The sequence below is a fragment of the Pandoraea fibrosis genome (genome assembly GCF_000807775.2).
GTDB lineage: Bacteria > Pseudomonadota > Gammaproteobacteria > Burkholderiales > Burkholderiaceae > Pandoraea > Pandoraea fibrosis.
In genome coordinates this window covers 3,240,182-3,264,940 of sequence record NZ_CP047385.1, presented here as the reverse complement: position 1 = coordinate 3,264,940, position 24,759 = coordinate 3,240,182, and the positions used below count along the sequence as shown (strand labels likewise).

At 64.0% G+C, this 24,759-nt stretch carries 23 protein-coding genes; 10 read left to right on the top strand and 13 right to left on the bottom strand.

Going from position 1 to position 24,759, the window contains the following annotated elements:
• Positions 1–35: 35 nt before the first annotated feature.
• From PI93_RS14445 to ilvB, 4 genes are all read right to left on the bottom strand, one after another.
• Positions 36–758: an amino acid ABC transporter ATP-binding protein gene (locus tag PI93_RS14445; RefSeq protein WP_039365932.1), complete on the bottom strand. Its 723-nt coding sequence runs from the start codon at positions 756–758 to the stop codon at positions 36–38.
• Positions 742–1,494, bottom strand: coding sequence for an amino acid ABC transporter permease (locus PI93_RS14440; RefSeq protein ID WP_039365933.1), 753 nt, complete (start codon positions 1,492–1,494; stop codon positions 742–744). Before PI93_RS14440 ends, PI93_RS14445 begins: the two co-directional genes overlap by 17 nt.
• Before the next feature lie 150 nt (positions 1,495–1,644).
• Complete coding sequence (locus PI93_RS14435) at positions 1,645–2,424, bottom strand: basic amino acid ABC transporter substrate-binding protein (protein ID WP_201278394.1); 780 nt, start codon at positions 2,422–2,424, stop codon at positions 1,645–1,647.
• 205 nt (positions 2,425–2,629) lie between these two features.
• The gene (gene ilvB, locus PI93_RS14430; RefSeq protein ID WP_039365935.1) at positions 2,630–4,486 is read right to left on the bottom strand and encodes a biosynthetic-type acetolactate synthase large subunit; all 1,857 of its coding nucleotides are present in this window, start codon (positions 4,484–4,486) and stop codon (positions 2,630–2,632) included.
• A gap of 172 nt (positions 4,487–4,658) precedes the next feature.
• Here ilvB and PI93_RS14425 point away from each other — a divergent pair, with 172 nt between their 5' ends.
• The 3 genes from PI93_RS14425 to trhA all read left to right on the top strand — a co-directional run bounded on the left by PI93_RS14425 (position 4,659) and on the right by trhA (position 6,542).
• Complete coding sequence (locus tag PI93_RS14425; protein WP_039365937.1) at positions 4,659–5,153, top strand: Lrp/AsnC family transcriptional regulator; 495 nt, start codon at positions 4,659–4,661, stop codon at positions 5,151–5,153.
• A 158-nt stretch (positions 5,154–5,311) separates the two neighbouring features.
• Positions 5,312–5,869, top strand: a complete 558-nt coding sequence (locus PI93_RS14420; RefSeq protein ID WP_039365939.1) for a peroxiredoxin — start codon at positions 5,312–5,314, stop codon at positions 5,867–5,869.
• Between the two features lie 28 nt (positions 5,870–5,897).
• Positions 5,898–6,542, top strand: coding sequence for a PAQR family membrane homeostasis protein TrhA (gene trhA, locus PI93_RS14415; RefSeq protein WP_039365941.1), 645 nt, complete (start codon positions 5,898–5,900; stop codon positions 6,540–6,542).
• On the opposite strand, the gene PI93_RS14410 is transcribed toward trhA, so the two are convergent.
• A complete protein-coding gene (locus PI93_RS14410) occupies positions 6,533–8,194 on the bottom strand; it encodes an ATP-binding response regulator (RefSeq protein ID WP_039365943.1) in 1,662 nt (553 codons plus the stop codon). The genes trhA and PI93_RS14410 overlap by 10 nt on opposite strands.
• A gap of 272 nt (positions 8,195–8,466) precedes the next feature.
• Between PI93_RS14410 and PI93_RS14405 the strand changes: the two genes are divergently transcribed.
• On the top strand, positions 8,467–10,110 hold the full coding sequence (locus PI93_RS14405; RefSeq protein WP_039365945.1) for a methyl-accepting chemotaxis protein: 1,644 nt from the start codon (positions 8,467–8,469) through the stop codon (positions 10,108–10,110).
• A gap of 152 nt (positions 10,111–10,262) precedes the next feature.
• Here the strand turns inward: PI93_RS14405 and PI93_RS14400 are convergent, their stop codons facing one another.
• Entirely contained in the window at positions 10,263–10,547 is a 285-nt protein-coding gene (locus tag PI93_RS14400) for an acylphosphatase (RefSeq protein ID WP_039365947.1), read from the bottom strand.
• A 104-nt stretch (positions 10,548–10,651) separates the two neighbouring features.
• Positions 10,652–13,240 (bottom strand): PepSY domain-containing protein, encoded by a 2,589-nt coding sequence (locus PI93_RS14395; RefSeq protein WP_039365949.1) that lies wholly within the window; start codon positions 13,238–13,240, stop codon positions 10,652–10,654.
• A gap of 356 nt (positions 13,241–13,596) precedes the next feature.
• Between PI93_RS14395 and otsB the strand changes: the two genes are divergently transcribed.
• Genes otsB through PI93_RS14380 form a run of 3 tightly spaced genes read left to right on the top strand, consistent with a single transcriptional unit; the run spans position 13,597 to position 16,667 of the window.
• A complete protein-coding gene (gene otsB, locus PI93_RS14390; RefSeq protein WP_080759015.1) occupies positions 13,597–14,418 on the top strand; it encodes a trehalose-phosphatase in 822 nt (273 codons plus the stop codon).
• The gene (gene otsA, locus PI93_RS14385; protein WP_052240391.1) at positions 14,415–15,836 is read left to right on the top strand and encodes an alpha,alpha-trehalose-phosphate synthase (UDP-forming); all 1,422 of its coding nucleotides are present in this window, start codon (positions 14,415–14,417) and stop codon (positions 15,834–15,836) included. The genes otsB and otsA overlap by 4 nt, the downstream gene beginning before the upstream one ends.
• 36 nt (positions 15,837–15,872) lie before the next feature.
• A complete protein-coding gene (locus tag PI93_RS14380; protein ID WP_039365952.1) occupies positions 15,873–16,667 on the top strand; it encodes a crotonase/enoyl-CoA hydratase family protein in 795 nt (264 codons plus the stop codon).
• A 59-nt stretch (positions 16,668–16,726) separates the two neighbouring features.
• On the opposite strand, the gene PI93_RS14375 is transcribed toward PI93_RS14380, so the two are convergent.
• From PI93_RS14375 to mltG, 5 genes are all read right to left on the bottom strand, one after another.
• Positions 16,727–17,401, bottom strand: a complete 675-nt coding sequence (locus PI93_RS14375) for an ankyrin repeat domain-containing protein (RefSeq protein WP_039365954.1) — start codon at positions 17,399–17,401, stop codon at positions 16,727–16,729.
• Between the two features lie 65 nt (positions 17,402–17,466).
• The gene (locus PI93_RS14370) at positions 17,467–18,249 is read right to left on the bottom strand and encodes a TatD family hydrolase (RefSeq protein ID WP_039366209.1); all 783 of its coding nucleotides are present in this window, start codon (positions 18,247–18,249) and stop codon (positions 17,467–17,469) included.
• Between the two features lie 29 nt (positions 18,250–18,278).
• Entirely contained in the window at positions 18,279–19,319 is a 1,041-nt protein-coding gene (gene holB, locus PI93_RS14365; RefSeq protein ID WP_039365957.1) for a DNA polymerase III subunit delta', read from the bottom strand.
• A gap of 141 nt (positions 19,320–19,460) precedes the next feature.
• Entirely contained in the window at positions 19,461–20,123 is a 663-nt protein-coding gene (gene tmk / locus PI93_RS14360) for a dTMP kinase (RefSeq protein ID WP_052240392.1), read from the bottom strand.
• Complete coding sequence (mltG, locus tag PI93_RS14355; protein ID WP_039365959.1) at positions 20,120–21,115, bottom strand: endolytic transglycosylase MltG; 996 nt, start codon at positions 21,113–21,115, stop codon at positions 20,120–20,122. Before mltG ends, tmk begins: the two co-directional genes overlap by 4 nt.
• A 187-nt stretch (positions 21,116–21,302) precedes the next feature.
• Here mltG and ygfZ point away from each other — a divergent pair, with 187 nt between their 5' ends.
• The 3 genes from ygfZ to PI93_RS14340 are packed head-to-tail and all read left to right on the top strand — an operon-like array spanning position 21,303 to position 23,567.
• Positions 21,303–22,418, top strand: coding sequence for a CAF17-like 4Fe-4S cluster assembly/insertion protein YgfZ (gene ygfZ / locus PI93_RS14350; RefSeq protein ID WP_052240393.1), 1,116 nt, complete (start codon positions 21,303–21,305; stop codon positions 22,416–22,418).
• Between the two features lie 22 nt (positions 22,419–22,440).
• On the top strand, positions 22,441–22,746 hold the full coding sequence (locus PI93_RS14345) for a DUF4936 family protein (protein WP_039365961.1): 306 nt from the start codon (positions 22,441–22,443) through the stop codon (positions 22,744–22,746).
• A complete protein-coding gene (locus PI93_RS14340) occupies positions 22,737–23,567 on the top strand; it encodes an NRDE family protein (protein WP_052240394.1) in 831 nt (276 codons plus the stop codon). Before PI93_RS14345 ends, PI93_RS14340 begins: the two co-directional genes overlap by 10 nt.
• 53 nt (positions 23,568–23,620) lie before the next feature.
• Here PI93_RS14340 and PI93_RS14335 read toward each other — a convergent pair whose 3' ends face one another.
• The gene (locus PI93_RS14335) at positions 23,621–24,616 is read right to left on the bottom strand and encodes an NADP-dependent oxidoreductase (RefSeq protein WP_039365963.1); all 996 of its coding nucleotides are present in this window, start codon (positions 24,614–24,616) and stop codon (positions 23,621–23,623) included.
• Between the last annotated feature and the right edge of the window lie 143 nt (positions 24,617–24,759).

Genomic DNA, 24,759 nt, shown 5'->3' with positions numbered 1-24,759 from the left:
CGGATATACCTCTGCGCGCGTCGCAATCGTGAGAATTACAGGACTTTGCGCAAGAATTCGCGCGTACGCTCGTGCTTCGGCGCCGAGAAGATCTGTTCCGGCTTGCCTTCTTCCATGATCACCCCCTGATCGATGAAGAGAACACGGTCGGAGACTTCGCGCGCAAACGCCATTTCGTGCGTGACGACCACCATCGTCATGCCCTCGTCGGCCAGCGACTTCATGACTTCGAGCACTTCCCCCACGAGTTCCGGGTCGAGCGCCGAGGTCGGCTCGTCGAAGAGCATGACCTTGGGCTGCATCGCGAGTGCGCGTGCGATCGCCACACGCTGCTGCTGGCCGCCCGAGAGCTGATTCGGGAACGCGTCGATCTTGTCGATCAGACCGACCTTGCGCAGCAGTTGCTCCGCGATGGTCACGGCTTCGCTGCGTTTGATGCCGTTCACCTGCATCGGCGCGAGCACCAGATTCTCGAGCACCGACATGTGGGGGAACAGGTTGAAACGCTGGAACACCATGCCCACGCTGGCGCGCATGGCATTCATGTTCGTTTTCGGGTCCTCCACATGGAAGCCGTTGACCAGCACCTCGCCGCCGCTCACGTCTTCCAGACCATTCAGGCAGCGCAGGAACGTGCTCTTGCCCGAGCCCGACGGCCCGATCACACACACAACTTCGCTTTCTTCGATGCGGCACGTAATGCCGCGCAGCACGTGCGCCTCGCCGTACTGCTTCTGCAGGTTATTGACGACGATCACCTTTGCCGTACCTCGTTTCCAGATGTTGAACAAATGCCGAAAGTACCAGCGTGATCACCCAATAGATGAGCGAAATCGTCAGATACGGCTCCCAGTAGCGGGCATAGGCGCCCGACACGGTGCGCGCGGCGTAAGCCAGTTCGGCCAGACCGATGGCCGACGCCAGCGACGAGTCCTTCACGATCGCAATCGCGTTGTTACCCAGCGGCGGCAGCATGCGGCGGAAGGCTTGCGGCAGCACGACCTTGCGCAGCGTTTGCATGTAGGTCATGCCCAGCGAGCGGGCGGCTTCGGCCTGACCGCGGTCGATCGACTGAATGCCCGCGCGGAAAATTTCGGAAACGTATGCCCCGGCATTCAGCGAAATCGCCAGCACCGCCGACATGAACGCGCCGTATTGCGAACGGATTTCACGCGCCAGATCGCCACTCACGAGCAGACCGCCCGACGGGTTGATCAACAGCGGCATCAGCGCGAAGTGAATCAGCAGGATCTGAACGAACAGCGGCGTGCCGCGGAAGAAGCTGACGTAGAAGCGAACCGGATATTGCACCGCGAAGCGCAGGAAATACTTATAGAAGCCGTGACGCGCTTCGGCCAGACGGCCGACGCCAAGCACGAGCCCAAGTAACGTGCCGGCGATCACGCAGATCACCGTGCACTTGAGCGTCATCAGCGTGCCCTCGACAAACAGGGGCATGTATTCGCTGATGATGTTCCACTGGAACCCACCCATGAAGCACCTTTCTCACAAAATGAAACGAACCGGCTGCCCGGCAGAAAAACGCTCGCGGCCCGGGGGTTGACGTCGGTGATCGACGATCAGCTCACGGGCCGCGAGAGGCCAGATATCTGGCGCGCGTGGCGCGAATCTTACACGCGTTGCTTATTGTTGCGGCAGGGTCGGTACGTCGGCGTCGAACCACTGCTTGTAGATCTTGGCGTAGGTGCCGTCAGCCACGATCTTCTTCAGACCGGTATTGATCTTGTCGAGCGCCACCTTGTTGCCCTTCTTCACCGCAATACCAAAGTATTGGCGCTTGAACTTGGCGTCGTAGACCAACTTGAACGGCTTTTCCGGATGGCTCTTGATGTAGAACTTGATCACGCCGACGTCGCCCACGGCGGCGTCCACGCCCCCGCGATAGAGTTCCTCGAGCATCAGCGGCGTGTTGTCGAAGCGGCGGATCGCGGTGCTTGCCTTGCCCAGCTCTTCCGACACGGCAATGTCACCCGTGCTCGAGTTGACCACACCCACTTGCAGCTTCTTCAGATCGGCAAGGTTCGCCACCTTGGCGCCCGGCGAGGTGATGATGACCTGATCGGCCGGGAAGTACGGGGTCGAGAAGTCCACCATTTCACGACGCTTGTCGGTGATGGTGATGCCGGAAATGATGATGTCGCGATCGCCCTGATCCAGCGTGGCGAAGATGCCTTCCCACGGCGTGCTGACCAGCTTCACGTTGAATCCGCCTGCTTTGCCGATCGCCTTGATAACGTCGATGTCGAAGCCGACCAGTTCCTTTTGCGCCGTTTCGAACTCGAACGGACGATACGTGCCGCCGGCACCCACGGTGTACGTGGGATCGGCGGCCTGCGCTGCCGGCACCGCGGCGAATGTCGTCAAAAAACAGGCGGCGGCCAGCACGAGGCGCTTCGTCAACATGTTGATTTCCTTGGCGAGAATTCTTGAAAGAGCGCAATGATACTCCTCGACGCCCCCAAAACGAAAAAAACCCGCCGAAGCGGGTAGTGTCGTTGCGATCTCGCGACGAGGCACGAAATTCTCATGTCGTGATAATGGCCGCCGGGCACGAACGACGGCTGCTTGCGCCCTCGCCCAGCCCGGCCGATGCGACGCCGGAACGGCCTTAGAATGCCCCTGCCGCGATGGGACCGGCGGCCTGTCCCGGACCGAAAACCACATCGCGATAGGTCTTGCCCGCAGGAATCATCGGGTAGACGTCGTCTTCCCGGGCGACGAGGACATCCAGCAGATACGGCTCGCTCGGGTCTTCCAGCATGCGGGCGAGTGCGGCGGGCAGTTCCTCTGCACGGGTCACACGAGCCCCCGCCACGCCGTAACCGGCCGCGATGGTCACGAAGTCCGGATATGGCCGGCCGTCGTCGGCCCCCTCGGGCACGTTCGGATCGACCAGCGACGAAGCCACGCGATTGCGCGCGTAGATCATGTCCTGCCACTGCCGGACCATGCCCAGCCACTGGTTGTTGATCACCAGCACCTTCACGCCCAGCCCGTAACGGCGGCACGTCGAGAGCTCATTCACGGACATGTTGAGGCTGCCGTCGCCGTCGATATCGATCACCGGCACGTCGGGCAACGCGACCTTGGCACCGATCGCCGCCGGCAAACCAAAGCCCATCGTGCCGAAGCCCGCGCTGGACAGGAACGTGCGCGGCTGGCGCAGTCGCAGGTGCTGCATTGCCCACATCTGATGCTGGCCGACGCCTGTGGTCACAATGGCCTGCGGCGGCAGCAGCGCCGCCAGTGCCGAGATGACGTCGACCCCCGTCAGCACGGTGGCCGTGCTTGTCTCGCCGGCTGTGTCCTGTGCTCCCGACACTTCCGATGCACCTCGTTGGGCCGCGCGCAGCGGATGAGCGGCGCGGCGCTCGCGCAGATACGCATGCCAATCCGGCACGTCGCGTCGCTTCGCGTGAGCGAGCAGACCGGCAAAGGCGTCGCGCAGATCCGCATGCACGCCGAGCGTGACGGGCTTGTTCTTGCCGATTTCGGCGGCGTCGACATCGACATGGACGATCTTTGCGTGACGTGCGAACGACGCCGGGTCACCGATCACACGGTCGTCGAAGCGAACGCCGAGCGCCAACACGAGGTCGGCCTCGTTCACGGCCACGTTGGCCGCATATGCGCCGTGCATGCCGAGCGGGCCGAGCAGCAACGGATGGTCGTCCGGCATGGCGCCGAGCCCCATCATCGTGAGCGCCACCGGACAATCGAGCGCCTCGGCCAACGCCACAAGCCGGGCACCGGTGCCTGAAGCAATCACCCCACCGCCAGCGTAGATCACCGGGCGCTCGCTTTTCGCCAGCAAGGCGGCGATCCGCTGAGCCGTCTCGTCGCTCATGCCGGCCGGCACCGGCGCGGTGAAGCGCTTGTCGGTCGGCTGATCGGGACGCGCCTGTTGAATGTCTTTCGGGAAATCGAGCAGAACGGGGCCGGGCCGGCCCGCCAGCGCGCACGCGGCCGCCTCACGCAGCGCGGCGGGAATGTCGCGAGGCTCGCGCACCTGGCGAGCCAGCTTCGTCACAGGCCGGGTGATAGCGACGATGTCCACCTCCTGAAACGCGTTCTTGCCGAGCCAATGCGTGGCGACGTTACCGGTGATGGCGAGGACAGGCACCGAATCGCTGGCGGCATCGGCAATCCCCGTCACCAGATTGGTCGCCCCGGGACCGGAGGTCGCCAGACAAACGCCCAGCTTGCCGGTGGCTCGCGCATAACCCTGCGCGCCGAAGACCGAGCCTTGCTCGTGTTCGGTGCGTACCAGCGTGATGGCGACGCGCGAGAGCGCGTCGAGCATCTCGAGGTTGGCTCCGCCCGGATAGCAGAACACCGTATCGACGCCGATATCGACCAGCGTGCGCGCAATGAGGTCCGCGCCTTTGGCAGACAGCGGGGCAACAGGCTGGGCGACGGCACCGGTCGCGGCTTCGGCAGCGGGCAAAGTCAGGTCGAGTTTCATGGGTACGTGATTTCCTGCAGATTCCATCCAACCAGGACGGATTGTTGCGGCAAATATGCCTAATAAGCCTCAAGCTTACGGCCATCCGACGGTAAATGCTTCGCGTATCGTTGACAAAATGCCATCAATTTCACATGATTTATTCAAATTTTAATTGATAGAGGAATTAATCATGCAAATTGATGAATTCGACGAGAAAATTCTCGCACTTCTTCAGGTGGATGCCTCGCTCTCGGCCGCCCAGATCGGTGAGCGCATCGGTCTGTCCCAGTCGCAATGCTGGCGTCGCATCGACCGGCTCGATGCCGAGGGGATCATCGAGCGGCGCGTCGCGTTGGTCGACCGCAAGAAGGTCGGGTTGAACGTGATGTTGTTCGCCCACGTGAAACTGGCCGGACACAACCGCAACGCGCTACCGGAATTCTCGAAGGCCATTCAGGAATTCCCGGAAGTCCTGGAGTGTCACGTACTCATGGGCAACGTCGACTTTCTGTTACGCATCGTCACGCGCGATGTCGACGCTTACGAGCGCTTCTTCTTCGAGCGACTTTCGCAGTTGCCGATGGTGCAGGAGGTCAACTCGATGATTGCGCTCTCGCAAATCAAATCGACCACGGTGCTGCCGATCGGCGACGGCACGACCGGGGCTTCCCCCGGCGCCTCATGACGCCACGCTGACAAGACCATGTCATCACGCTGGCAGTAGACTGTCGAGCGCTTGCCGGCCAGCGACGTCGCGCAACCGGCATTGTGGAAGTCGTTGGCGCACGTTGGACAGCGCCCTCGCAAGCCTCTATCCTTAAGCATCCACTACGGGAGCCTTGCATGAAACGTTGGTTCGGACTGACTGCCGCAGCCGCCATCATCGGCGTGACGGCCTGGTGCTTCATCCCCGCGCATGCCGCTCTGAAAAACGGTACCCCGGCGCCGGACTTCTCAGCCCAGGCATCGCTCGGCGGCAAAGTATTTACGTTCTCGCTGGCCGATGCGCTCAAGCGTGGCCCCGTCGTGCTGTATTTCTATCCGGCGGCCTTCACCCAGGGCTGCACGATCGAAGCCCACGACTTCGCCGAAGCGACCGACCAATTCAAGGAGATGGGCGCGACGGTCATCGGTGTCTCTCACGACAATATCGATACGCTCAACAAGTTCTCCGTGTCAGAGTGCCGTAGCAAGTTCGCCGTGGCGGCCGATACCGACCAGCACATCATGCGTGCCTATGACGCCGTGCTCTCGCTCAAACCCGACTACGCCAACCGCGTCTCCTACGTGATTGCGCCCGACGGCAAGGTGATCTACAGCTACGTCAGCCTCGATCCGGACAAGCACGTCGCCAACACCATGGAAGCCGTCCGCAAGTGGCGTGCCGCACACCCTGCGTGATCGCAGTTCAATCACGGGATGATGCGGCATGAAAGTCATAGCACGTGCACAAACTCGCAGCGAGGAACTCGCCAATAGTGTCAGTCACGGCATTGCCTGTCTGGCGGCGCTCGCTGCGATCCCCTTCCTTTTCACGGCGGTCCGCCCGCCCTTGCCGAGCACGATACAGCAGATAGGCATCGGCGTATTTGCGGTCACGATGGTGGTCGTGTATCTGGCCTCCGCGCTGTATCACGGGCTGCCCGATGGCCGCGCGAAACGGCTGTTCATGCGTGTCGACCACTGTGCCATCTTTCTTTTCATCGCCGGGACCTACACGCCCTTCACGATCAAGATTCTCCACGATCCGTGGGGCGTGCCGCTGCTCACCGGCGTCTGGGTGATGGCCCTCGCGGGGCTGATCGCGAAGACGCTCGGCCTGCTCGACCGGCCACTGGTCTCCACCCTGCTGTACATCGGTCTGGGCTGGGTGGCCGTACTGGTCGCTGGCCCGGTGCTCGCAGCCATCCCGGGCCCCGGCGCAGGATGGCTCTACGCAGGGGGTGTCGCCTATACCGTCGGCGCCATCTTCTATTCGCTCGACGGCCACATCAAGTTCGGGCATCTCGTGTGGCACCTGTTCGCCATCGGCGGCACCGCCTGCCACTACCTCGCCGTCTGTCGTTATCTGTAATCTCCCGGTGCGCTCCGGCAATCTGCCAGTTTTTCGGATAGCCGGTCGCATCGCGCTGTGAGCGCCGGATCCCCGAACATCCGGCACGCCCCACGCATGCGATGGAGCAGCGCCTCTGCGGCGTCGAGATCGGCAGGGCGACGCGTGGCGATCAACCGGCGAAAGCGCGCGAGATCCTTGGCCATTTCCTCACGCATCAAACGGCGCGCGTAAGGATCGTCCAAGAGCGACGGCCTTGTCACTTTCGGGCGCGCATCCGTCGGCCCCGACACAACCTCCTTCGCGCCTTCGCCCTCCGCATCGCCTTCCGCGCCATCCAGACCGGGGCTCGGCCAACGTACCGCCAGCGTCTGAGCGAGCCGCTGCCGTGACACCGGTTTCGTCAGCACATCGTCGATACCGGCCTCTCGCGCCGCACGCGCCTCAACGACCGACCCGGTCACGGCAAACACGACAGGCGCCCGACGGCCGAGCGCCGGCGCCAAAGCGTGAAGCGTCTTCGCCAACGTCAGCCCGCTCGCCCCATCGAGTTGCACATCGGTGAGCACGACATCGACGTCACGCGAAATCCATTGCAGAAGTGCCGCTGTCAAATCTTCCGCCCGCTCGACGACGCACCCGAGCGACATCAATTGATCCGCAAGAATGGCGCGATTCATCACATGGTCGTCGACCACTAACGCGCGCAGCCCCGCACGCACGTCAATGCGGGCGACCGTCATGTCCGCAACTGCGGGACATGGCACGTCCTGACGCGTTTCCCCGGGGTCAGGCATTACCGATGGCAATGCCAAGGGGACGGCCAACTCAAACCGTGCTCCCGACGTCGAAGGCACCACGCACAGCGAGCCGCCCATGCGTTGCGCCCATTGCTGGGCGATCCAGAGCCCCAGCCCTGTGCCGGGCACCGAACAATCTGCGCGCGCAAACGCTGCAAACACTGCGTTTTCCATACCCGCCGGAATTCCCGGTCCGGTGTCGTTGACAACAATCGTCAACTCCCCCGAGGCCATGGTGGCTCGCAGCGCCGTCGGACGCGAATCCGGCGGATTCACCGCGCCCCACGACGCCCTGACCGTGACGCCACCGCAAACCGTGTACTTCAACGCATTGTCGAGCAGCGTTCGCAGCATCTGACGCAAGCGAGTCGCGTCACCCCACAGCATGACGGGCACATCGTCGGCGATATGGCAAGCCAGCAAGAGCCCCTTCGCATGGGCGATGCCCGCAAACGAGTCGACCTCCTCGTCGAGGCAGGCACGCACCTCGAAAACCGCCTCGCGCAGGGGCAGATGCGTGACCTCGCCCTGCCCCAGTTGCAACACGTCGTCCACGGCACCCGCCACCACCTCGAGCATGCGGCGCATCGCGCCAAACCGCTCGCGCGGTGCCATTGCGCCGTGTTCTCCCCCTATGGCACCCGGACTGCCATCGATACCCGCACCGCAGCACAGCGCGTCGAGATGCCCTTGCAGCACCTGTAGCGGGGCCCGCAACTCATGCACCAGCGCCATTCGAAAAATGCTGACGTCCTCACGGCCGCCCCTTACATCGCCTTGCGAACCGGGCGACGTCGCTGCCAGCAACCCATCAGGTTCATACCGTCCGGCATCGGCGCCACCGCGCCGGAAATTGGATTTGTCGAGATTCATCGCGTCGTTGACGCCTCATCACGATTCACGCGCTTCGGCGTACTGAAGAACTGCAGGAGCCTTCAAGTCTGGCCTTTTGCAAGACGCTTGCGACTGCGCAAATTCCGAACTTTTTTCGTGGATACGGCACTTTCGGACTCGCCCGGGCCGACTTGTCTCAAGTTCTGCCTCTCATCTGCCGATAATCCCTATGCCCCGTCTTGCACTTTCCGACTGGCGGGGAGGCCGCACGCTCTCACGGCGCGACCTGAGCATTCAATCCATCGATCCATATGTATAAGAACATTACGATTCGGACCAGCCTGACACTGGTCCTAGGTTTGCTTGGTGCACTACTCGTCCTCGTTAGCGTTCTGGGCCTTCAGGCGCTCAGTTCCAGCAATGATTCCCTGAGCAAGATGGCCACCGAAGACACCCCTGCCCTGGCCGAACTCAAGGGCACCGGCGAGCAGATTCTGCGGACCCGGCTGTCGATGGCGACCTACGCCTCGTATGTCAGCCTCGGGGCCAATCCGGAAGAGTCGGAAAAAGTTCTCAATCGGGGGGCGCAATACATCGCGGCGTCCGACGCGCTCTGGAAGGATTATCTGAAACGTCCCAAAGAAGATGCGCACGAAGCGGAGTTGGCCAAGGCGGCCGACGAAAAGCGCCGAGCCTTTTTCGACAAGGTCGTGACGCCGGCCCTCAACGCGCTCAAGCAGGGCGACGTGGCCGGGTTTCACCAGATCCAGGCGCGCGTCGCGCCGTCGGCCTACAACGGCCTCGATTCGGCCTTGCGCGAGCTTCAGGACATTCAGGTCGCGCGCCAGAACACCCGATTCGAAGCCGCTCAGCAGCGCTACAACCTCATGCGCATCGCCCTGGGCGCCACGCTGGCTGTGGCCCTGCTGCTTGCCCTGTGGGGCCGCGCCATGCTCGCGCGCGCCGTGCTGCGGCCGATCCGCGAGGTCATCTCGCACTTCGAGCGCATGGCCGCCGGCGATCTGAGCCAGCGCGTCGAGCAACGCACGCGTAACGAGATGGGCCAACTCTTCGGCGCCCTCGGCCGGATGCGCGACGGTCTCGCCAGCACCGTCGGCACCGTCCGCGAGAGCACGGAGGCCATTCACGCAAGCGCCCGCGAGATTGCCGACGGCAACGCCGACCTCTCGCAACGCACCGAATCGCAGGCCTCGTCGCTGGAGCAAACGGCCGCGAGCATGGAAGAGCTGACCGCCGTCGTGAAACAGAACGCCGAGAATGCCCGTGCCGCCAGCCAGTTGGCGGTCACGGCATCCGACACCGCCTCGCGCGGTGGCGAAGTCGTGCAGGAAGTCGTGACCACCATGCGCGGTATCGCCGAAGCGTCGCAAAAGGTCACCGACATCCTGACGGTCATCGACGGCATCGCCTTCCAGACAAACATCCTGGCGCTTAATGCCGCCGTCGAAGCGGCGCGAGCCGGCGAACAGGGCCGAGGCTTTGCCGTGGTGGCTGGCGAAGTGCGCACGCTGGCACAACGCAGCGCGTCGGCCGCCAAGGAAATCAAGGGCTTGATCGAGGCGTCGGGCAACCGCGTCGAGACCGGCACTCGCCTGGTCGAGCGTGCCGGCGCGACGATGGAGGAAGTGGTGCAGTCGGTCAAACGCGTGACCGACATCATGGGCGAGATTTCGGCCGCGAGCATCGAACAGTCGAGCGGCATCGAGCAGGTCAACCGGGCCGTGACGCAAATGGACGAGATGACGCAGCAGAACGCCGCGTTGGTGGAAGAGGCGTCCGCCGCCGCAGCAGCCCTCGAATCACAGGCAGCACGTCTGCGTGAATCGGTCGCGTTGTTCCGTCTGTCGGCTCACGAAGCGACGCACTCGCACGCGGGCAGCAGCGGCGACATGACGCACAACGCAACGCCCGGCACGCTGGCGCTAGCCGCCTGATCCCCCGTCACGATCACCCGCCAACCGGTACGGCACCGCGCCGGTTGGCACCGCAGGCATCCACTCACGCAGCGCCGGCGGCATGACGAGCGCGTCGCCGGATGCCGGCAAGCCCTCGACATGCCGTGCAATGCCTGCCCCGTGGCGTCGTGTCAGATGCTTGCGCGTTGCTCGAAGCCCGTGAGCGGCAACTCCGCCACCCACGCCTTATCGACATCGCACGCCGATACCTGCGCCCCCGGTGGTCCCTGCCGCATCCATTCGCATAACGCCAGCAATTGCGCGGCTTCTCCCTGCGCAATGACCTCGACCGTGCCGTCGCGACGGTTGCGCACCCATCCGCTGAGCCCGATCCTGCGCGCCTCGACCACACACGCTGCGCGATAACCGACACCCTGCACCAGCCCATGCACTACGATCTGCCACGTTGCCGTCATTGCCCCTCCTGCTTGCGATCGGTAGATGGATGTACGACACGATGAAAAAGGGCTCGATTCACATCGAGCCCTGTTCATTACGTTAGCACACCGCCGGCAGACGTCTAGTAGATGTCGCGGCGATAGCGACCCTGCGCCGACAGGTCGAGCAGAACGTCTGCTCCGATCGCATCGGTCAGCGCGGCGTCGACCGCAGGGGCCATACCGGCAAGGCTGCCGCACACGTAGATCGAGGCGCCATCGGCCACCCAATCTGCAATGTCTTGCGCCGCCTTGCGCACCCGATCCTGTACGTAGATGCGCTGTGCCTGATCGCGCGAGAACACGAGATCGACGCGGGCAAGGCCGCCCTGCGCCTGCCATTCGCGCAAGGTCGCGTCGTAAAAGCGATCATGGGACGCCTGACGTTCACCGAAAATCAGCCAGTTGCGCCCGTGCCCCTGCGCAATTCGTTCGGCAAGATGCGCGCGCAGCCCGGCCAATCCGGTGCCGTTACCGATCAGGATCATGCCGCCAGCGTGCGACGGCCCATGGAAGCCGGGGTTGGGACGCACGCGCATCGTCACGCTCTCGCCCAACGCCACGCCGTCGGTGAGCCAGCCGGAGCCGAGTCCGAGCGAGCCATCCGGATTGCGTGTCTGTCGCACAAGCAACATCAGGTGGCCTTCGTCCGGTGTCGAGGCAATCGAATACTCGCGTTCGGGCAGCGGTGCCAGCCGATCCAGCCAATCCTGCAGATCGATCCCTGCCGGCGGCGCCGTGTCGGGCAACACGCGTTCGCGCAACGCGTCGCCCAATGTCGTCTCGCGTGCGGCGGCACTCACGCGCACGTCGGCGGTCCAGACACTCCCCGCAAGGAAAGTTTCAACGCGTGCCGCCGTATGACGCGGCAACACCTCGACCAGATCGCCCGCCACCCATGTCGCGCCCGGCGGCGGGGTGAAGGCCAGGTGATAGGCCGGCAAACCGGTGCTGCCAGGATTGAGCACTTCGCGCTCGGCCAGTGGCCACGACTGGAAGCGCGGGCCGTCTTCGCGCTTCGACGACACCAGCGGACGGCCGAGCCATTCGCCAAGGCGTTCCTGCCAACTCGCCCATGCGCCCGGATCGCCCCGGTCGACTTCGATAGGCTCGAACGCAGCCACGCCGCCCTGCGCCCGCAGCCAGCCATCGAGCTTGCGTCCGAATCCGCAGAATCGGTCGTAATGACTATCCCCGAGCGACAGCATCGCGAAGCGCAACGTCGGCAGCGCCATCGCCTGATTCATCAACTGCTGCGCAAACCGGCGTGCGCTGTCGGGCGGTTCGCCATCGCCAAATGTACTGACGATGAACAATGCCCGCTTGGCGGTGCCCAATTGCGCCTGCCCGATACGCGCCAGCGGCTGGATCTGCGCGGGCACGCCGGCCCCCTGCAACATGCCGGCCGTCTGCCAAGCAAGCCCCTCGGCCACACCGCTCTGGCTCGCGTAGCCGATCAGCACCCCCTCGTCTGCGAGCGACGTCGCGGCGGGGCCCGGCGCGCCATGTTTCACGGCGACCGGACGGGCCGCCGCCAGTGCGCGCTTCTTCTTCCGCCGATCCAGATACAGCATCCAGCCGGTGACGAAGAACACGGGCATCATCAGGCTCGAGAGCAACATGACAATGATGCCGGCCTGACCGAAGAAGCTGCCACGATGCAATGCATAGATGCTTGTCATCAACTGGCCGCCGGTGGTTTTCTCCGCGTAACGGTCTTCGTTGCGGATCTCACCGGACGCCGCGTCGACATCCATTCGACTGAACGCCCGTTCATGCGGCACCGACGTGTCGAGCCACGTCAGTTGAAGCGATCCGCCCGGCTTTTGCGCCGGACGCAGATAAACCTTGGTGTAATCCGGCACGCGGGCGGTGAAGCTTCGCCACACCGTGCCCATGTCGTTGGCCGACGTCGAGGCCAGATCCGGCAGTGCCGCCTTCTTGCCCTCACCCTGCCTGGCCATCTTCGGCTGTGCGGGCGGCTTGTTGCGCACCGGCTGCGGCACACCGGCCATCGAGAACAGCATGCCGCGCCACCAGTCGTATGACCAGTAGAGTCCCGTGGTGGCCGACAGCAGATACGGCACCAGCACGACCGTGCCGATCACCGCATGCAGATTCCAGAGGAACGGCCGGCCACGCTTCTTGAAGTCGATATGGAGCCAGGCGCGCCAGTTGCCGATCCGGCGCGGCCATCGCAAGTACAAGCCGCTCAACGCCAGAAGGAACAGCAACAACGTCGCCGCTGCCGTGATCTGCTTGCCAATGCCGTCCACCGTCAGGAACCGGTGAATGTCCATGATGAAGCGGAACACGACGTCGGCCTGCGAACGACCCAGCATCTGCCCGGTGTACGGGTCGACGAAGTACGTCTCGCCGCGTGTCCCGTCGCCGATTGACAGGCGCACACCGACGGCGTCTTCCGGCGCGCGCGTGACCGTCATGAGCAAAATACGCCGATCCGGCACCGCCTCGTGCACCCGCGAAATCAACTCGGGAACAGGCAACGGTGGCGTGTCGCGCACGGCCACGGTCATCACGCCGGGACTGAACGCCCGGGTGAGTTCTTCGTAATAGGAAAGCAGCGCGCCAGTGAGCCCGACCACTGCCAGCACCAGACCGGCGGTGATGCCGAAGAACCAGTGCAACTGAAACCACAGTCTTTTCATCATTGTTGTCGTCCGACGCACGTCCGTGCGCCGGTGGTGGCGCGTGCGTGGCAAGTGTGCCGTGCCGCAATTCCCCGATGGAGCACTATGCGGCAATTAACGAATGGTATTGCAAACGATTCTCATATTCAATACCTACTTAACTTTCCCTGCGTTGTAGGCCTCATCCGACAGGAATTTCATAGAAAGGACGACGCCTCGTCGCTTTTTGAACGGTTAGGATGAATTTATCGGCGCGGATGTCCGCGCTCCTGCCCACCAAACCGCCGCAAGTCACACCTCGTCCCCCAACCCCCTGCGCCCGCCGCGCGGCCCCGGATACGAACTTTCGACCTGCGGCACGACAGCGACGGAGTGCCATGCAACCCCTAGCGTCTTCCCTTAGCGCCTCATCGACGACGACACCGGCCGACACTTGCGATGTCGACGTTGCCACGGTGGCATTCTTCTTCGATCTCGACGGCACGCTGGCACCGCTCGCGCCCCGTCCCGATGCGGTCAGGCTGCCGCGCGACACGGCCAGTGTGCTGGCGCGCCTCTTCGAGCGAACGAACGGCGCCATTGCGGTCGTCTCCGGCCGTGCCATTGACGATATCGACGGCCTGCTCGCTCCGCTGCGCGTTGCCGCCGCCGGTTTGCACGGTGCCGAGATCCGTCACGCCGACGGCGAACTGGTACGGGCCGAGGGGCATGCCGCCGACACTGCCCAGGTCGCGGCGATGGTGGCCCCGCTCCACGCGCTCGTCGCGCAGCATCCCGGCCTGTTGCTGGAGAACAAAGGCAGCGCCGTGGCGCTGCATTACCGCAATGCGCCCGAACTGGCGGGCGTCGCGCGCGACACCATGCGCGCGCTGGCCGATCTGCACGCCGACAGCTTTGCGTTGCAGCCCGGCAAATTTGTCTTCGAACTGCGGCCACGCCATGTCAGCAAGGGCCGCGCGATTGCCACGCTACTGAAGGAGGCCCCGTTTGCCGGAAAAACGCCGCTGTTTGCCGGCGACGACCTGACCGACGAGGCCGGATTTGCCGACGTGAATGCGCTGGGTGGCATCACGATCAAGATCGGCGAGGGAGAGACTTGCGCCCACCATCGTTTGCCGTCGCCGGAAGCACTTACGGCCTGGCTGCTGACGTTGCGTCATGGCTTCCCACGCCAACCCTCACAGGAGAATGGAGTATGAGTCGCTTAGTCATCGTGTCGAACCGGGTTGCCCCGATCACCGAAGGCAAACCTACCGCCGGCGGTCTGGCCATCGGCGTGTTCGACGCGCTCAAAGACACCGGAGGCATGTGGTTCGGCTGGAACGGCGAGATCAACGCCGAGCCGGCGAGTGCGCCCGAGATCGCCCATCGCAATAACGTTACCTTTGCCACAGTGCCGCTGACGCGCCGCGACTACAACACGTACTACCGCGGCTTTTCGAATGCGACGCTGTGGCCGACGTTCCACTATCGCGACGACCTTACTCGTTATCAGCGTGACGATTACAACGGCTATCGCCATGTCAACGCGCGTTTCGCCGCACTGCTCGCCCCGCTGCTCGAGCAAGACGATCTGATCTGGGTTCACGACTACCATTTGCTGCCGTTCGCGCAGGCTTGCCGTCAGATCGGGCTAAAGCAGCGGCTAGGCTTCTTCCTGCATATCCCGTTTCCGTCACCGCAAGTCCTCATGACCGTGCCGCCGCACGAGGCGCTCGTGCGTGCCATGTGCGAATACGATCTCGTCGGCTTTCAGACCGAAACCGACCGCATGGCCTTCACCGACTATCTGGTCCGTCATGCCGGGGGCACATTGCACGACGACGGCACGGTCACCGCGTACGAGCGCACGTTTCGCACAGGGGTCTACCCGATCGGCGTCTATCCCGACGAGATCCAGCAACAAGCGACCGCCCGCGCCACGGTGAAGCACATCCTCGATCTGAAGCAAGGGTTGCAGGAACGCAAGCTCATCATGAGCGTGGACCGTCTGGATTACTCGAAGGGGATGCTGGAGCGCTTCCGCGCGTTCGAACGGCTGCTCGAACTGTGGCCGAATCAGCAAGGAACGGTCAGCTTCGTGCAGGTCGCGCCGCCCAGCCGCTCTGACGTGGCCGGATACGGCGAGATCCGTCGGCAGTTGGAAACCGAAGCCGGCCATATCAACGGCCGCTTTTCCGATCTGGCGTGGACGCCGCTTCGCTATATCAACAAACGTTACGATCACGAGGTGCTGATGTCGTTCTTCCGCGCCTCGCAGGTGGGCTACGTCACACCGCTGCGCGACGGCATGAACCTTGTCGCGAAGGAGTACGTCGCCTCGCAAGACCCGGCGGACCCTGGCGTGCTGGTGTTGTCGTGCTTCGCGGGGGCGGCCCAGGAACTCGACGGTGCGCTGATCGTGAATCCCTACGATATCGACGGCATGGCCGAAGCGCTGCGCACCGCACTGAACATGTCGCTATCCGAGCGGCAAGCGCGTCACGCCACCATGATGCTGACGTTGCGCGAGCACAATTTGTCGACATGGCGCGACCGCTTCATTGCCGATCTTCGCGCGCCGGTGGGCGCCGGCAAACCGGCCCTGCTGCGTTGCCCTCAACCGGCAGCCGCCTGACGACGGTGACTGCCGAAGCCCGCAAGGAGACATGTCATGAGCCAACGCGATCCCTCTGTCGAAGTCGAGACCGACGGGCCCGTGACCATCGTCACACTCGCGCGCGCGGCACGCCGTAACGCGGTTGACCGCCATATGGCCGTTGCACTGCGCGATGCCCTGCTGGCCTTCGAGCAGGACGACAACGCTCGTGTTGCCGTGTTGTGCGGCAAGGGTGCGTCGTTCTGCTCGGGTGCCGATCTCTCCGCGTTCGACGATCCCGAACGCCGCAACGAAGTCACCCCCGACGGCAGCGGCGACGGCCCAATGGGGCTCACACGACGGCATCTGGACAAACCCGTGATCGCAGCCGTCAGCGGTCACGCGGTGGCGGGCGGGCTGGAACTCGCGCTGTGGTGCGATCTTCGTGTCGCGGACGACTCGGCAACGTTCGGCGTCTTCTGCCGGCGCTTCGGTGTACCGCTGATCGATGGCGGCACGGTACGCCTGCCGAGATTGATCGGCATGAGCCGTGCGCTCGATATGATCCTCACGGGACGCGCCGTTGGCGCACAGGAAGCCTACGAAATCGGCTTGGTGAACCGCCTGGTGCCGGAAGGCATGGCGCGTCAGGGAGCACTGGCGCTGGCACAGCAACTCGCCGCCCTGCCGCAAGGTGCCCTGCGGGCAGACCGCAGGGCCGCTTATGCGCAGTGGGATATGTCGCTGGAGGCCGCGCTGCGCCAGGAAGGCGCAGCCGGCCATGCGGTGGTGTTCACCGAGGGCATCGCGGGCGCCCGCGAATTCCTCGGTGGCGCTGGCCGTCACGGAGCGCCGCGCAACAAGGTCTGACAAGACGGGGATGCTGCGCTAGCGCGACGATCGCGGTGAGTCGGTGCCGTCGAGTCCTCTTACTTGCCTGCCGGACGCGCGTGCTGCACCTGTTCGAGGCGCTTGCGCAGACCGTCCGCAATTTCCTTCTGATTCGCCTGCGTGGCGAAGTCGATGGCCGTCAAACCGATCTGGTTCTTCAGACGCACGTCTGCGCCGCCATCGAGCAGCACCTTGCATGTGGTGATATGTCCACCACGCGCGGCCATCATGAGCGGTGTGGTGCCGTTGGGCGATTCGGCATCGACGTAGGCCGAGGCATCGAGCAGGATCTGCACGATGTCGTCATGCCCATTGGTCGCCGCGTAATGCAGCGGGGCCCACCCCTTCTTGTTGACCTCCGCGTCCTTCTCGATCAGCAGCTTGACCATCGGCGCCAGACCTTGCAGCGACGCGATCATCATGGCGTTCTCGCCTGCCGCGTTGGTCGCATCGAGGTCCGTGCGCTTGTCGTCGATCAGCAAACGCGCCACATCGACCGACTTCTCGCGCATGGCGATCACCAGCAGCGGGTTGCCCTTCTCGTCCGTCGAGTTCGGATCGACGCCAGCCTTGAGCGCCTGAGCCACAGCCTTCGTATCGTTGAAGACAACCGCCTTGACCAGCGCTGAGTTGGACGTGGCCGCCGTGGCACACGCCGTCAGCCAAAGCACACTGAGCAACATCCAGGCTCGGATCATCGGAAATTTGCGCATCGGGGGCTCCTGTCGGTAGTCCGTTGAAAATCGTAGAGGCAATTCGGTCAATCGGGTGATACGGGTCAGGGCTTTGCCGTCGCGAACAAACGGAAGAAGTTCTCCGTCGTCGCTTCGGCAATCTTTTGCAACGGCTCGCCGCGCAGGTCGGCGATGAACTCCGCCACATGGCGCACGTAGCCGGGTTGATTGAGCTTGCCTCGATAGGGCACGGGGGCGAGGTACGGCGAATCCGTCTCGATCAGCATGCGCTCCAGCGGCACGCGACGCGCCACCTCCTGCAAATCGCGCGCGCTCTTGAACGTGACGATGCCCGAGAACGAGATATAGAAATTCTGATCGAGCGCGCCTTGCGCAACGTCCCAGCTTTCGGTGAAGCAGTGCATCACCCCCGCCGGCTCGCCTGCGTGCTCCTCGCGCATGATACGCAGCGTGTCGTCGGCGGCCGAGCGCGTGTGAATGATGAGCGGCTTGCCCGTGGCGCGAGCCGCGCGAATGTGCGTGCGAAAGCGCTCGCGCTGCCACGCCATCTCCTCGATGCTACGGCCTTCCAGGCGGTAGTAGTCGAGTCCGGTCTCGCCAATGGCCACCACCTTCGGCGTTGCGGCAAGACGCACGAGATCGTCGACGCTCGGCTCGGGCGTGTCTTCGTAATCGGGATGCACCCCCACCGAGGCGTAGACGTTCTCGTGCTGCGCGGCGATCTCCAGCACTTGCGGCAGCGTGGGCAGATCGACCGAGACGCACAGCGCGTGGCTCACCTTGTTCTCGCGCATACGCGCGAGCAGGTCGGGCATCTGCTCGGCCAGTTCCGGGAAATTGATATGACAGTGCGAATCGATGAACATGATGTGCGATCGGTTGCCTGCGGCCTGCATCAAAGCGATGCCGGTCCGCCGAACAACTGTTTGTATTGCAGGAAAAGCGCCTCGAGCAGCACGCGCGTATTGAGCGGATGGTTCTGCACCTGACGCTGCTGCGCCAGTTCGCGCAGAAAACCCAGCAGATGGACATCGTCCGTCGTGTCGCCGCAGCGGCGCAGCGCCTGCGCGTGACTCGGGAAAAAGCGGACGGTCCCGGCCATGCGTTCTGCCAGCACGTCGAAGCACCAGCGCTGCAACGTCTCCAGAATGCCCGGCAGGCTGCCCTTATGGAGTTGCTCGGCACAGGCGAAGGCGTCGATCGCCGCTCCCTGCGCCAGTTGACCGAGCAGCCAGTCGCGCCAGCCACGCTCCTCAGGTTCAGCCAGCGCACGGGCTGCCAGCGGCGCACCACCGGCTTCGGCCAGCACCGCGGCGGCCTTGGCCGCATCGAGTCCCGCTTGCGCCATCAGCCATTGCGAGGCCTGAGCGCCGTCCGGACGCGTGAGCACCAGACGACGGCAGCGCGACAGAATCGTCGGCAACAGTCGGTCCGGCTGCGTCGTCACCAGCAGGAAGATCACCCCTTCCGGCGGTTCTTCGAGCGTCTTGAGCAAGGCATTCGCCGCATGCACGTTGAGCGACTCGGCCGGATACAGCAACACAACGCGCAGCCCCTGACGATGCGAGCCGATACTTGCGAAGTCGATCACCTCGCGCACCTGCTCGATCTTGATTTCCTTGCTTGGTGTCTTGGACTTCTTGTCGCCGTCGGCCTCGGCACGCGCCTCGGCGCCCGGCAGGCTGTCCGCCAGGATCTCCGGGCAGACAGCGCGAAAGTCCGGGTGATTGCCACTGGCGAGCCACTGGCATGCCCCGCAGGTGCCGCACGGCAGGTGGTCGTCGCGCGGCGATTCGCACAGCAACGCCTGCGCGAACGTACTGGCAAGCGCAATCTCGCCAATGCCCGGCACGGCCTGCAACAGCAGCGCGTGCGGCATCTGGGCGCGCAGATCGTTAAGGCGTGTCCAGTCCTGTGACTGCCACGGATACAGCATGTGGGCTCCTTGGCCGGATGAGGCGTCTCGGGCGGAACGGCGAAGCACGCAGGCGGGGCGCCTTGCCCCGTTGGTTCTGACGATACCCCGCGGATGTCCCGCGCGTCGATGGAATTAGCGGATTATCGCGCGTTGGCGCGCTCAGTGCCCGGGCAAGCCCAGGCGGGCGAACACATTGGCGAGTTGGCCGGCAATCGCTTCGATACTCTGCGCGGCATCGATCACGACAAAGCGGCCCTCGGATGCTTCGGCGCGACGCAGATACTCCTCACGCACCCGCGTGAAGAACGCTGCCGATTCGCGTTCGAACTTGTCCGGCGCGCGAGCCCCTGCCAATCGGGCGGCGGCGATGGCCGGATCGAGATCGAAGAGGATCGTCAGATCGGGCTGACGCGTGCCCTGCACCCAGCGCTCCAGCGTCGCAAGCTTGTCGAGCGACAGACCACGCCCGCCACCTTGATATGCAAATGTTGCGTCGGTGAAGCGGTCCGAGACCACCCAGTCGCCACGGGCGAGCGCCGGCTCGATCACCTTGACCAGATGTTCGCGGCGTCCGGCAAACATCAGCAGCGCCTCCGTCTCGATATCCATCGGCTCATCGAGCACGAGCTTGCGCAGGGCCTCGCCCAGCGGTGTACCGCCGGGCTCACGCGTGGCGACGACATTGCGTCCCACGCTGGCGAGGCCCTGACGCAGCGTATCGACGAAGGCGTTGACGTGCGTGCTCTTGCCTGCACCGTCAATGCCCTCGAACGTCACGAACTTGCCCGGCACCGCTGCCGGTGCCACGGAGGATTGCGTCATTGTTCACCTCGCTGATATTTGTCCACGGCGCGATTGTGCTCCTGAAGATTCGTCGAGAAATGGCTTGTGCCGTCGCCGCGCGCTACAAAGTACAGCGCGTCGGTCGGTGCAGGGTTCAGCGCCGCCGCCAGCGATGCCACGCCCGGCAACGCGATGGGCGTCGGCGGCAAACCGGCGCGCGTGTAGGTGTTATACGGCGTATCGGTTTGCAGGTCGCGCTTGCGTAACCGCCCGGTGTACAGATCGCCCATCCCATAGATCACCGTCGGATCGGTTTGCAGCAGCATGCGCTTGCGCAGCCGATTGACGAACACGGCGGCAACCTGCCCGCGCTCCACCGACTGCCCCGTTTCCTTCTCGACGAGCGAAGCCATGATAAGGGCCTCGTAAGGCGTCGTGTACGGCAGCCCCGGTGCGCGCGCGGCCCAGGCTTCGTCCAGACGCTTCTGCATCAGACGATAGGCCCGCTTGTAGACATCGACGTCGCTCGTGCCTTTCGGAAAAAGGTAGGTGTCGGGGAAGAACATGCCCTCGGCTTCAGCGCGCTCTGCGCCCACCAGTTGCATGATGTCGGCATCGGGCAATCCCGCCGTGTCGTGACGCAACGCCGGATTGGCATCGATCTCCGAGCGCATCTTCTTGAAGGTCCATCCTTCGATGATCGTCACCACATACTGATTCACGTCGCCGCGCGCGAGCTTTTCCACCACTTCGATGGGCGTGATGCCAGTCGCGAACTCGTAGTTGCCTGACTTGAGCTTCGTGCCCACATCCATCACACGGGCCAGCAGATTGAATAGAAGAGGAGGCACCGGCACGCCGCCGTTGCGCAGTTGCGCGGCCACACTGCGCACCGAGCTGTACGGCTTGATCGTGACGTCGAGTGTCGGCTTGCCCAGTTGCAGGGGAGCCTGCGCCCAATAATAGAAAGCGCCGCCCGCCGCCAGCGAGGCGACAATCAGCAGGACCAACAGGCGTTTGATGAAAGACATGAATTGCAGGGTAAGCCGTGTGTCGACAGCAGCGGGTTCGGGGGACTCGGTCAGCCGGATGTGCGTGGCAGTGACGGTATCGAGAGGCGCATTTCGCACGTCGAACCGGGCTCGCACGTCCTGGCGGAAGACCCAATATAATACTTTGACTTGCCGAACCCTCACAGATTGACAGGCCCTTCCGTTTATGACCTCCCAATGGCGTGATCTTCTGCCCCAAGCGGCAGCCGCTTCTTCCTTCGACGTGACGTCCGACGCGAGCGCTCGCGCTGCACAGTTCGCGGCGTTGCGCACCGGCAGTTTCGTCTCGCTTGCCAGCGACACCGGCCTCATTGCCGTGAATGGCGCCGATTCGGCGGCCTTCCTGCATGGCCAATTGACCAATGACGTCGAGCGTCTTTCCTCGGCACAGGCGCGTCTGGCCGGTTATTGCTCGGCCAAGGGACGGTTGCTCGCCACCTTCCTGATGTGGCGCGACGCGTCCGCCGACGCCACGATCTATCTGGCGTGCGACGCTGATGTACAAGCCGCCGTGCAGAAGCGCCTGTCGATGTTCGTGCTGCGCGCAAAGGCCAAACTGACGGACGGCGCTGCCACCCATGTCCTGCTTCAGGTCGGCGGCCCAGCCGCCGAGGCGGTGTTGGGCAAAACGTTCCAGGCGTTGCCCGCCGGCCCGCTCGCGGCCGTCCATGCCACGCTCGGCGATGCACCCACCAGCCTGATCCGCCTGCCCGACGCGGGCACAGCGCGCGCGCTCTCGCGCTTCCTGTGGAGCGTGCCGGTCGCGCACGCCGCCGAGGTGTGGTCAGGCCTGACGCAGGCGCCGGGGCTCACCGTCGTCGCGCCGGACCTCGCGGCATGGCTCGACGTGCACAGCGGCGTGGCACGTGTCACGACCGCGACGCAAGAGCAGTTCGTCCCTCAGATGGTGAACTGGGAAGTCGTGGGTGGCGTGAATTTCCGCAAAGGCTGCTATCCGGGACAGGAAGTGGTTGCCCGTAGCCAGTATCGCGGCACGATCAAGCGTCGCCTGCATCTTGCCCATGTCGACGGCCCACAACCGGTGCCGGGACAGGAACTGGTCGAGACCAGCGATCCCGATCAGCCGTGCGGCATGGTGGTACAGGCCGCGCCCGCCCCGGACGGCGGATTCGATCTGCTCGTTGAGGTGAAGCTGGCCGCGCGCGAGACGGACGACGTGCGGCTTGGCAGCGCAGAGGGGCCGGTGCTCGTTTTCGCCGATTTGCCTTACGAGATCATCGATCCGACGGAAACGCCCGCGTCGTCTGCGGCGGCCTCCTGATACGGCCACCCGGCGACTGCTCATGGATTGTTACGTCTACTACCGTGTCTCGTCACACAACGCCGCCGCCGCACATGCCGCTGTCACGCGCCTCTTCGCGCTGACGGGGGCGCGCTTCGGCGTGCCGGGGCGGCTGCAATGGCGTGCCGACGCCTCCGTCAACGACGCGGCCGCCGGCACCACAACGTGGATGGAACGCTACGACGGGGCGAGTCCCGCCTTCGTCGCCTCGCTGCCGCAATTGGCGGTCGAATCGGGCCTGACGGCGCTGATCGAAGGCGAACGACATGCCGAGTGCTTCGTCGACGCGCAAACTCCATGTGCCTGATCGTTTTCTCGTGGCAACCCGACACCGATACGCCGCTGGTTCTACTCGCCAATCGCGATGAGTTCTTCGAGCGTCCCGCCGAACCGATGCACTGGTGGCAAGACCGCCCCGACGTGCTCGCAGGGCGTGACCTGAGAGGGGGCGGGACGTGGATGGGAATCAATCGTGCGGGCCGTTTCGCCGCACTCACGAACTTCCGCGATGGTCGCGCCCCGATGGCGCCGAAGAATGTACCGTCGCGTGGCCTGCTGGTCTCGGCCATGCTCGACGCCACCTCGTTCGACAACGATCTCGCCCGTGTCGAACGTCACGCGCATGAATACGCAGGTTTTAACCTGCTCGCCGGCGACTTGCCCGCAGGCAAGTTGTTCTGGTTAGGGAACCGTGCCGATCATGTCGGCGGTAAGGCTTCGGCGCCACCGGCCACCCCCGTCGCCCATGCCATTGCGCCCGGGCTTCACGGCCTGTCCAACGCCGTGCTGGATACCCCGTGGCCGAAACTCCTCAGTCGGCGCGACGCGCTTGCTAACGCCCTGTCCCGCAACGCCGACGACGCCACGCTGTTGCAGATCATGCGCAACCCGGACGAAGCCCCTGACGACGCGCTGCCCGACACCGGTGTCTCGCGCGCATGGGAGCGCTCGCTTTCGGCCGCATTCATCGCGTCGCCGGCCTACGGAACCCGCTGTACGACACTGCTTCGCTACCATCGCGATGGCCGCGTCGATATGATCGAGGCGACCGTCACACCGGGCCAATCGCCCAATGTGTTATCCGGACGCCGCGATTTCGCTTTCACTATCGACAGCCTGCGTACTTGACGACGCCCTACAGCGCCGTTCAGCCCCACCGGGAAAAATCCTGCGCTCCCACGTCAAACCAGCCGCACGATCTGCTTGCCGAAGTTCTCACCCTTGAGCAGACCAAGGAACGCGGCGGGTGCGTTCTCGATGCCTTGCGCCATCGTCTCGCGATAGCGCAACGCTCCGGTGGCGATGGCATCGGTCAACTCCTTCAGCGCCTGCGGCCACACGTCCATGTGCTCGCTCACGATGAAGCCCTCGAGCCGCACCCGGTTCGTCAGCAATAGCGCCGGATACTTCATCGGAATGGGTTCGCCGTTGTAGCCGGAAATCATGCCGCACAGGGCGATGCGCGAGTGCGCATTGAGATTGCGCATGACGGCGTCGAATACGTCGCCCCCAACGTTTTCGAAATAGCCGTCGATGCCATCCGGCGCCGCCGCGCGCAGGTCGTCGTTCAGATTGCCCGCCTTGTAGTCGATGCACGCATCGAAGCCGAGTGTCTCCACGACATAGGCACACTTTTGCTCGCCACCGGCAATGCCGATAACTCGGCACCCGGCGCGCTTGGCCAGTTGCCCCACCACGCTCCCCACCGCCCCGGAGGCCGCGCTGACCGCCACCGTCTCCCCGGCTTTCGGTGCGATGATGCGGTTCAACCCGTACCACGCGGTCACGCCGGGCATGCCGGCTGCCCCGAGATAGGCACTCATCGGCACGCGCGCGTCGTGCAGCCGGCGCAGGTTGCTGCCGTCCGAAATGCCGTACTCCTGCCAGCCGAACATAGCGGTGACGGCATCGCCCGGCTGCCAGTCGGGATGTCGCGATTCGATCACCTCACCCACTGTCGCGCCGATCATGACCGTATCGAGCGGCTGCGGCGGGGCATAGGACTTCGTGTCGTTCATCCGGCTTCGCATGTACGGGTCAAGCGAAAGATAGAAGTTACGCACGAGTACCTGCCCGTCACCCAACTCCGGCAACTCCGGTGCGGCCAAATGAAAGTTGTCCAACGTGGCTTCGCCCTTCGGGCGCGAAACCAGCAGAATCTGGCGATTGATCGTCATGGCATTCCCTCCGCGTTCACTACATGGGTTGGAGGCAACAGTATTCGCTGCCCGTGACATTCGCGTCACTTACGATTCATATAGGCGCCGCCCGCCAGCCGCATCGTTCACGACAACACGCCTATCGGGCGGATATCAGTCCA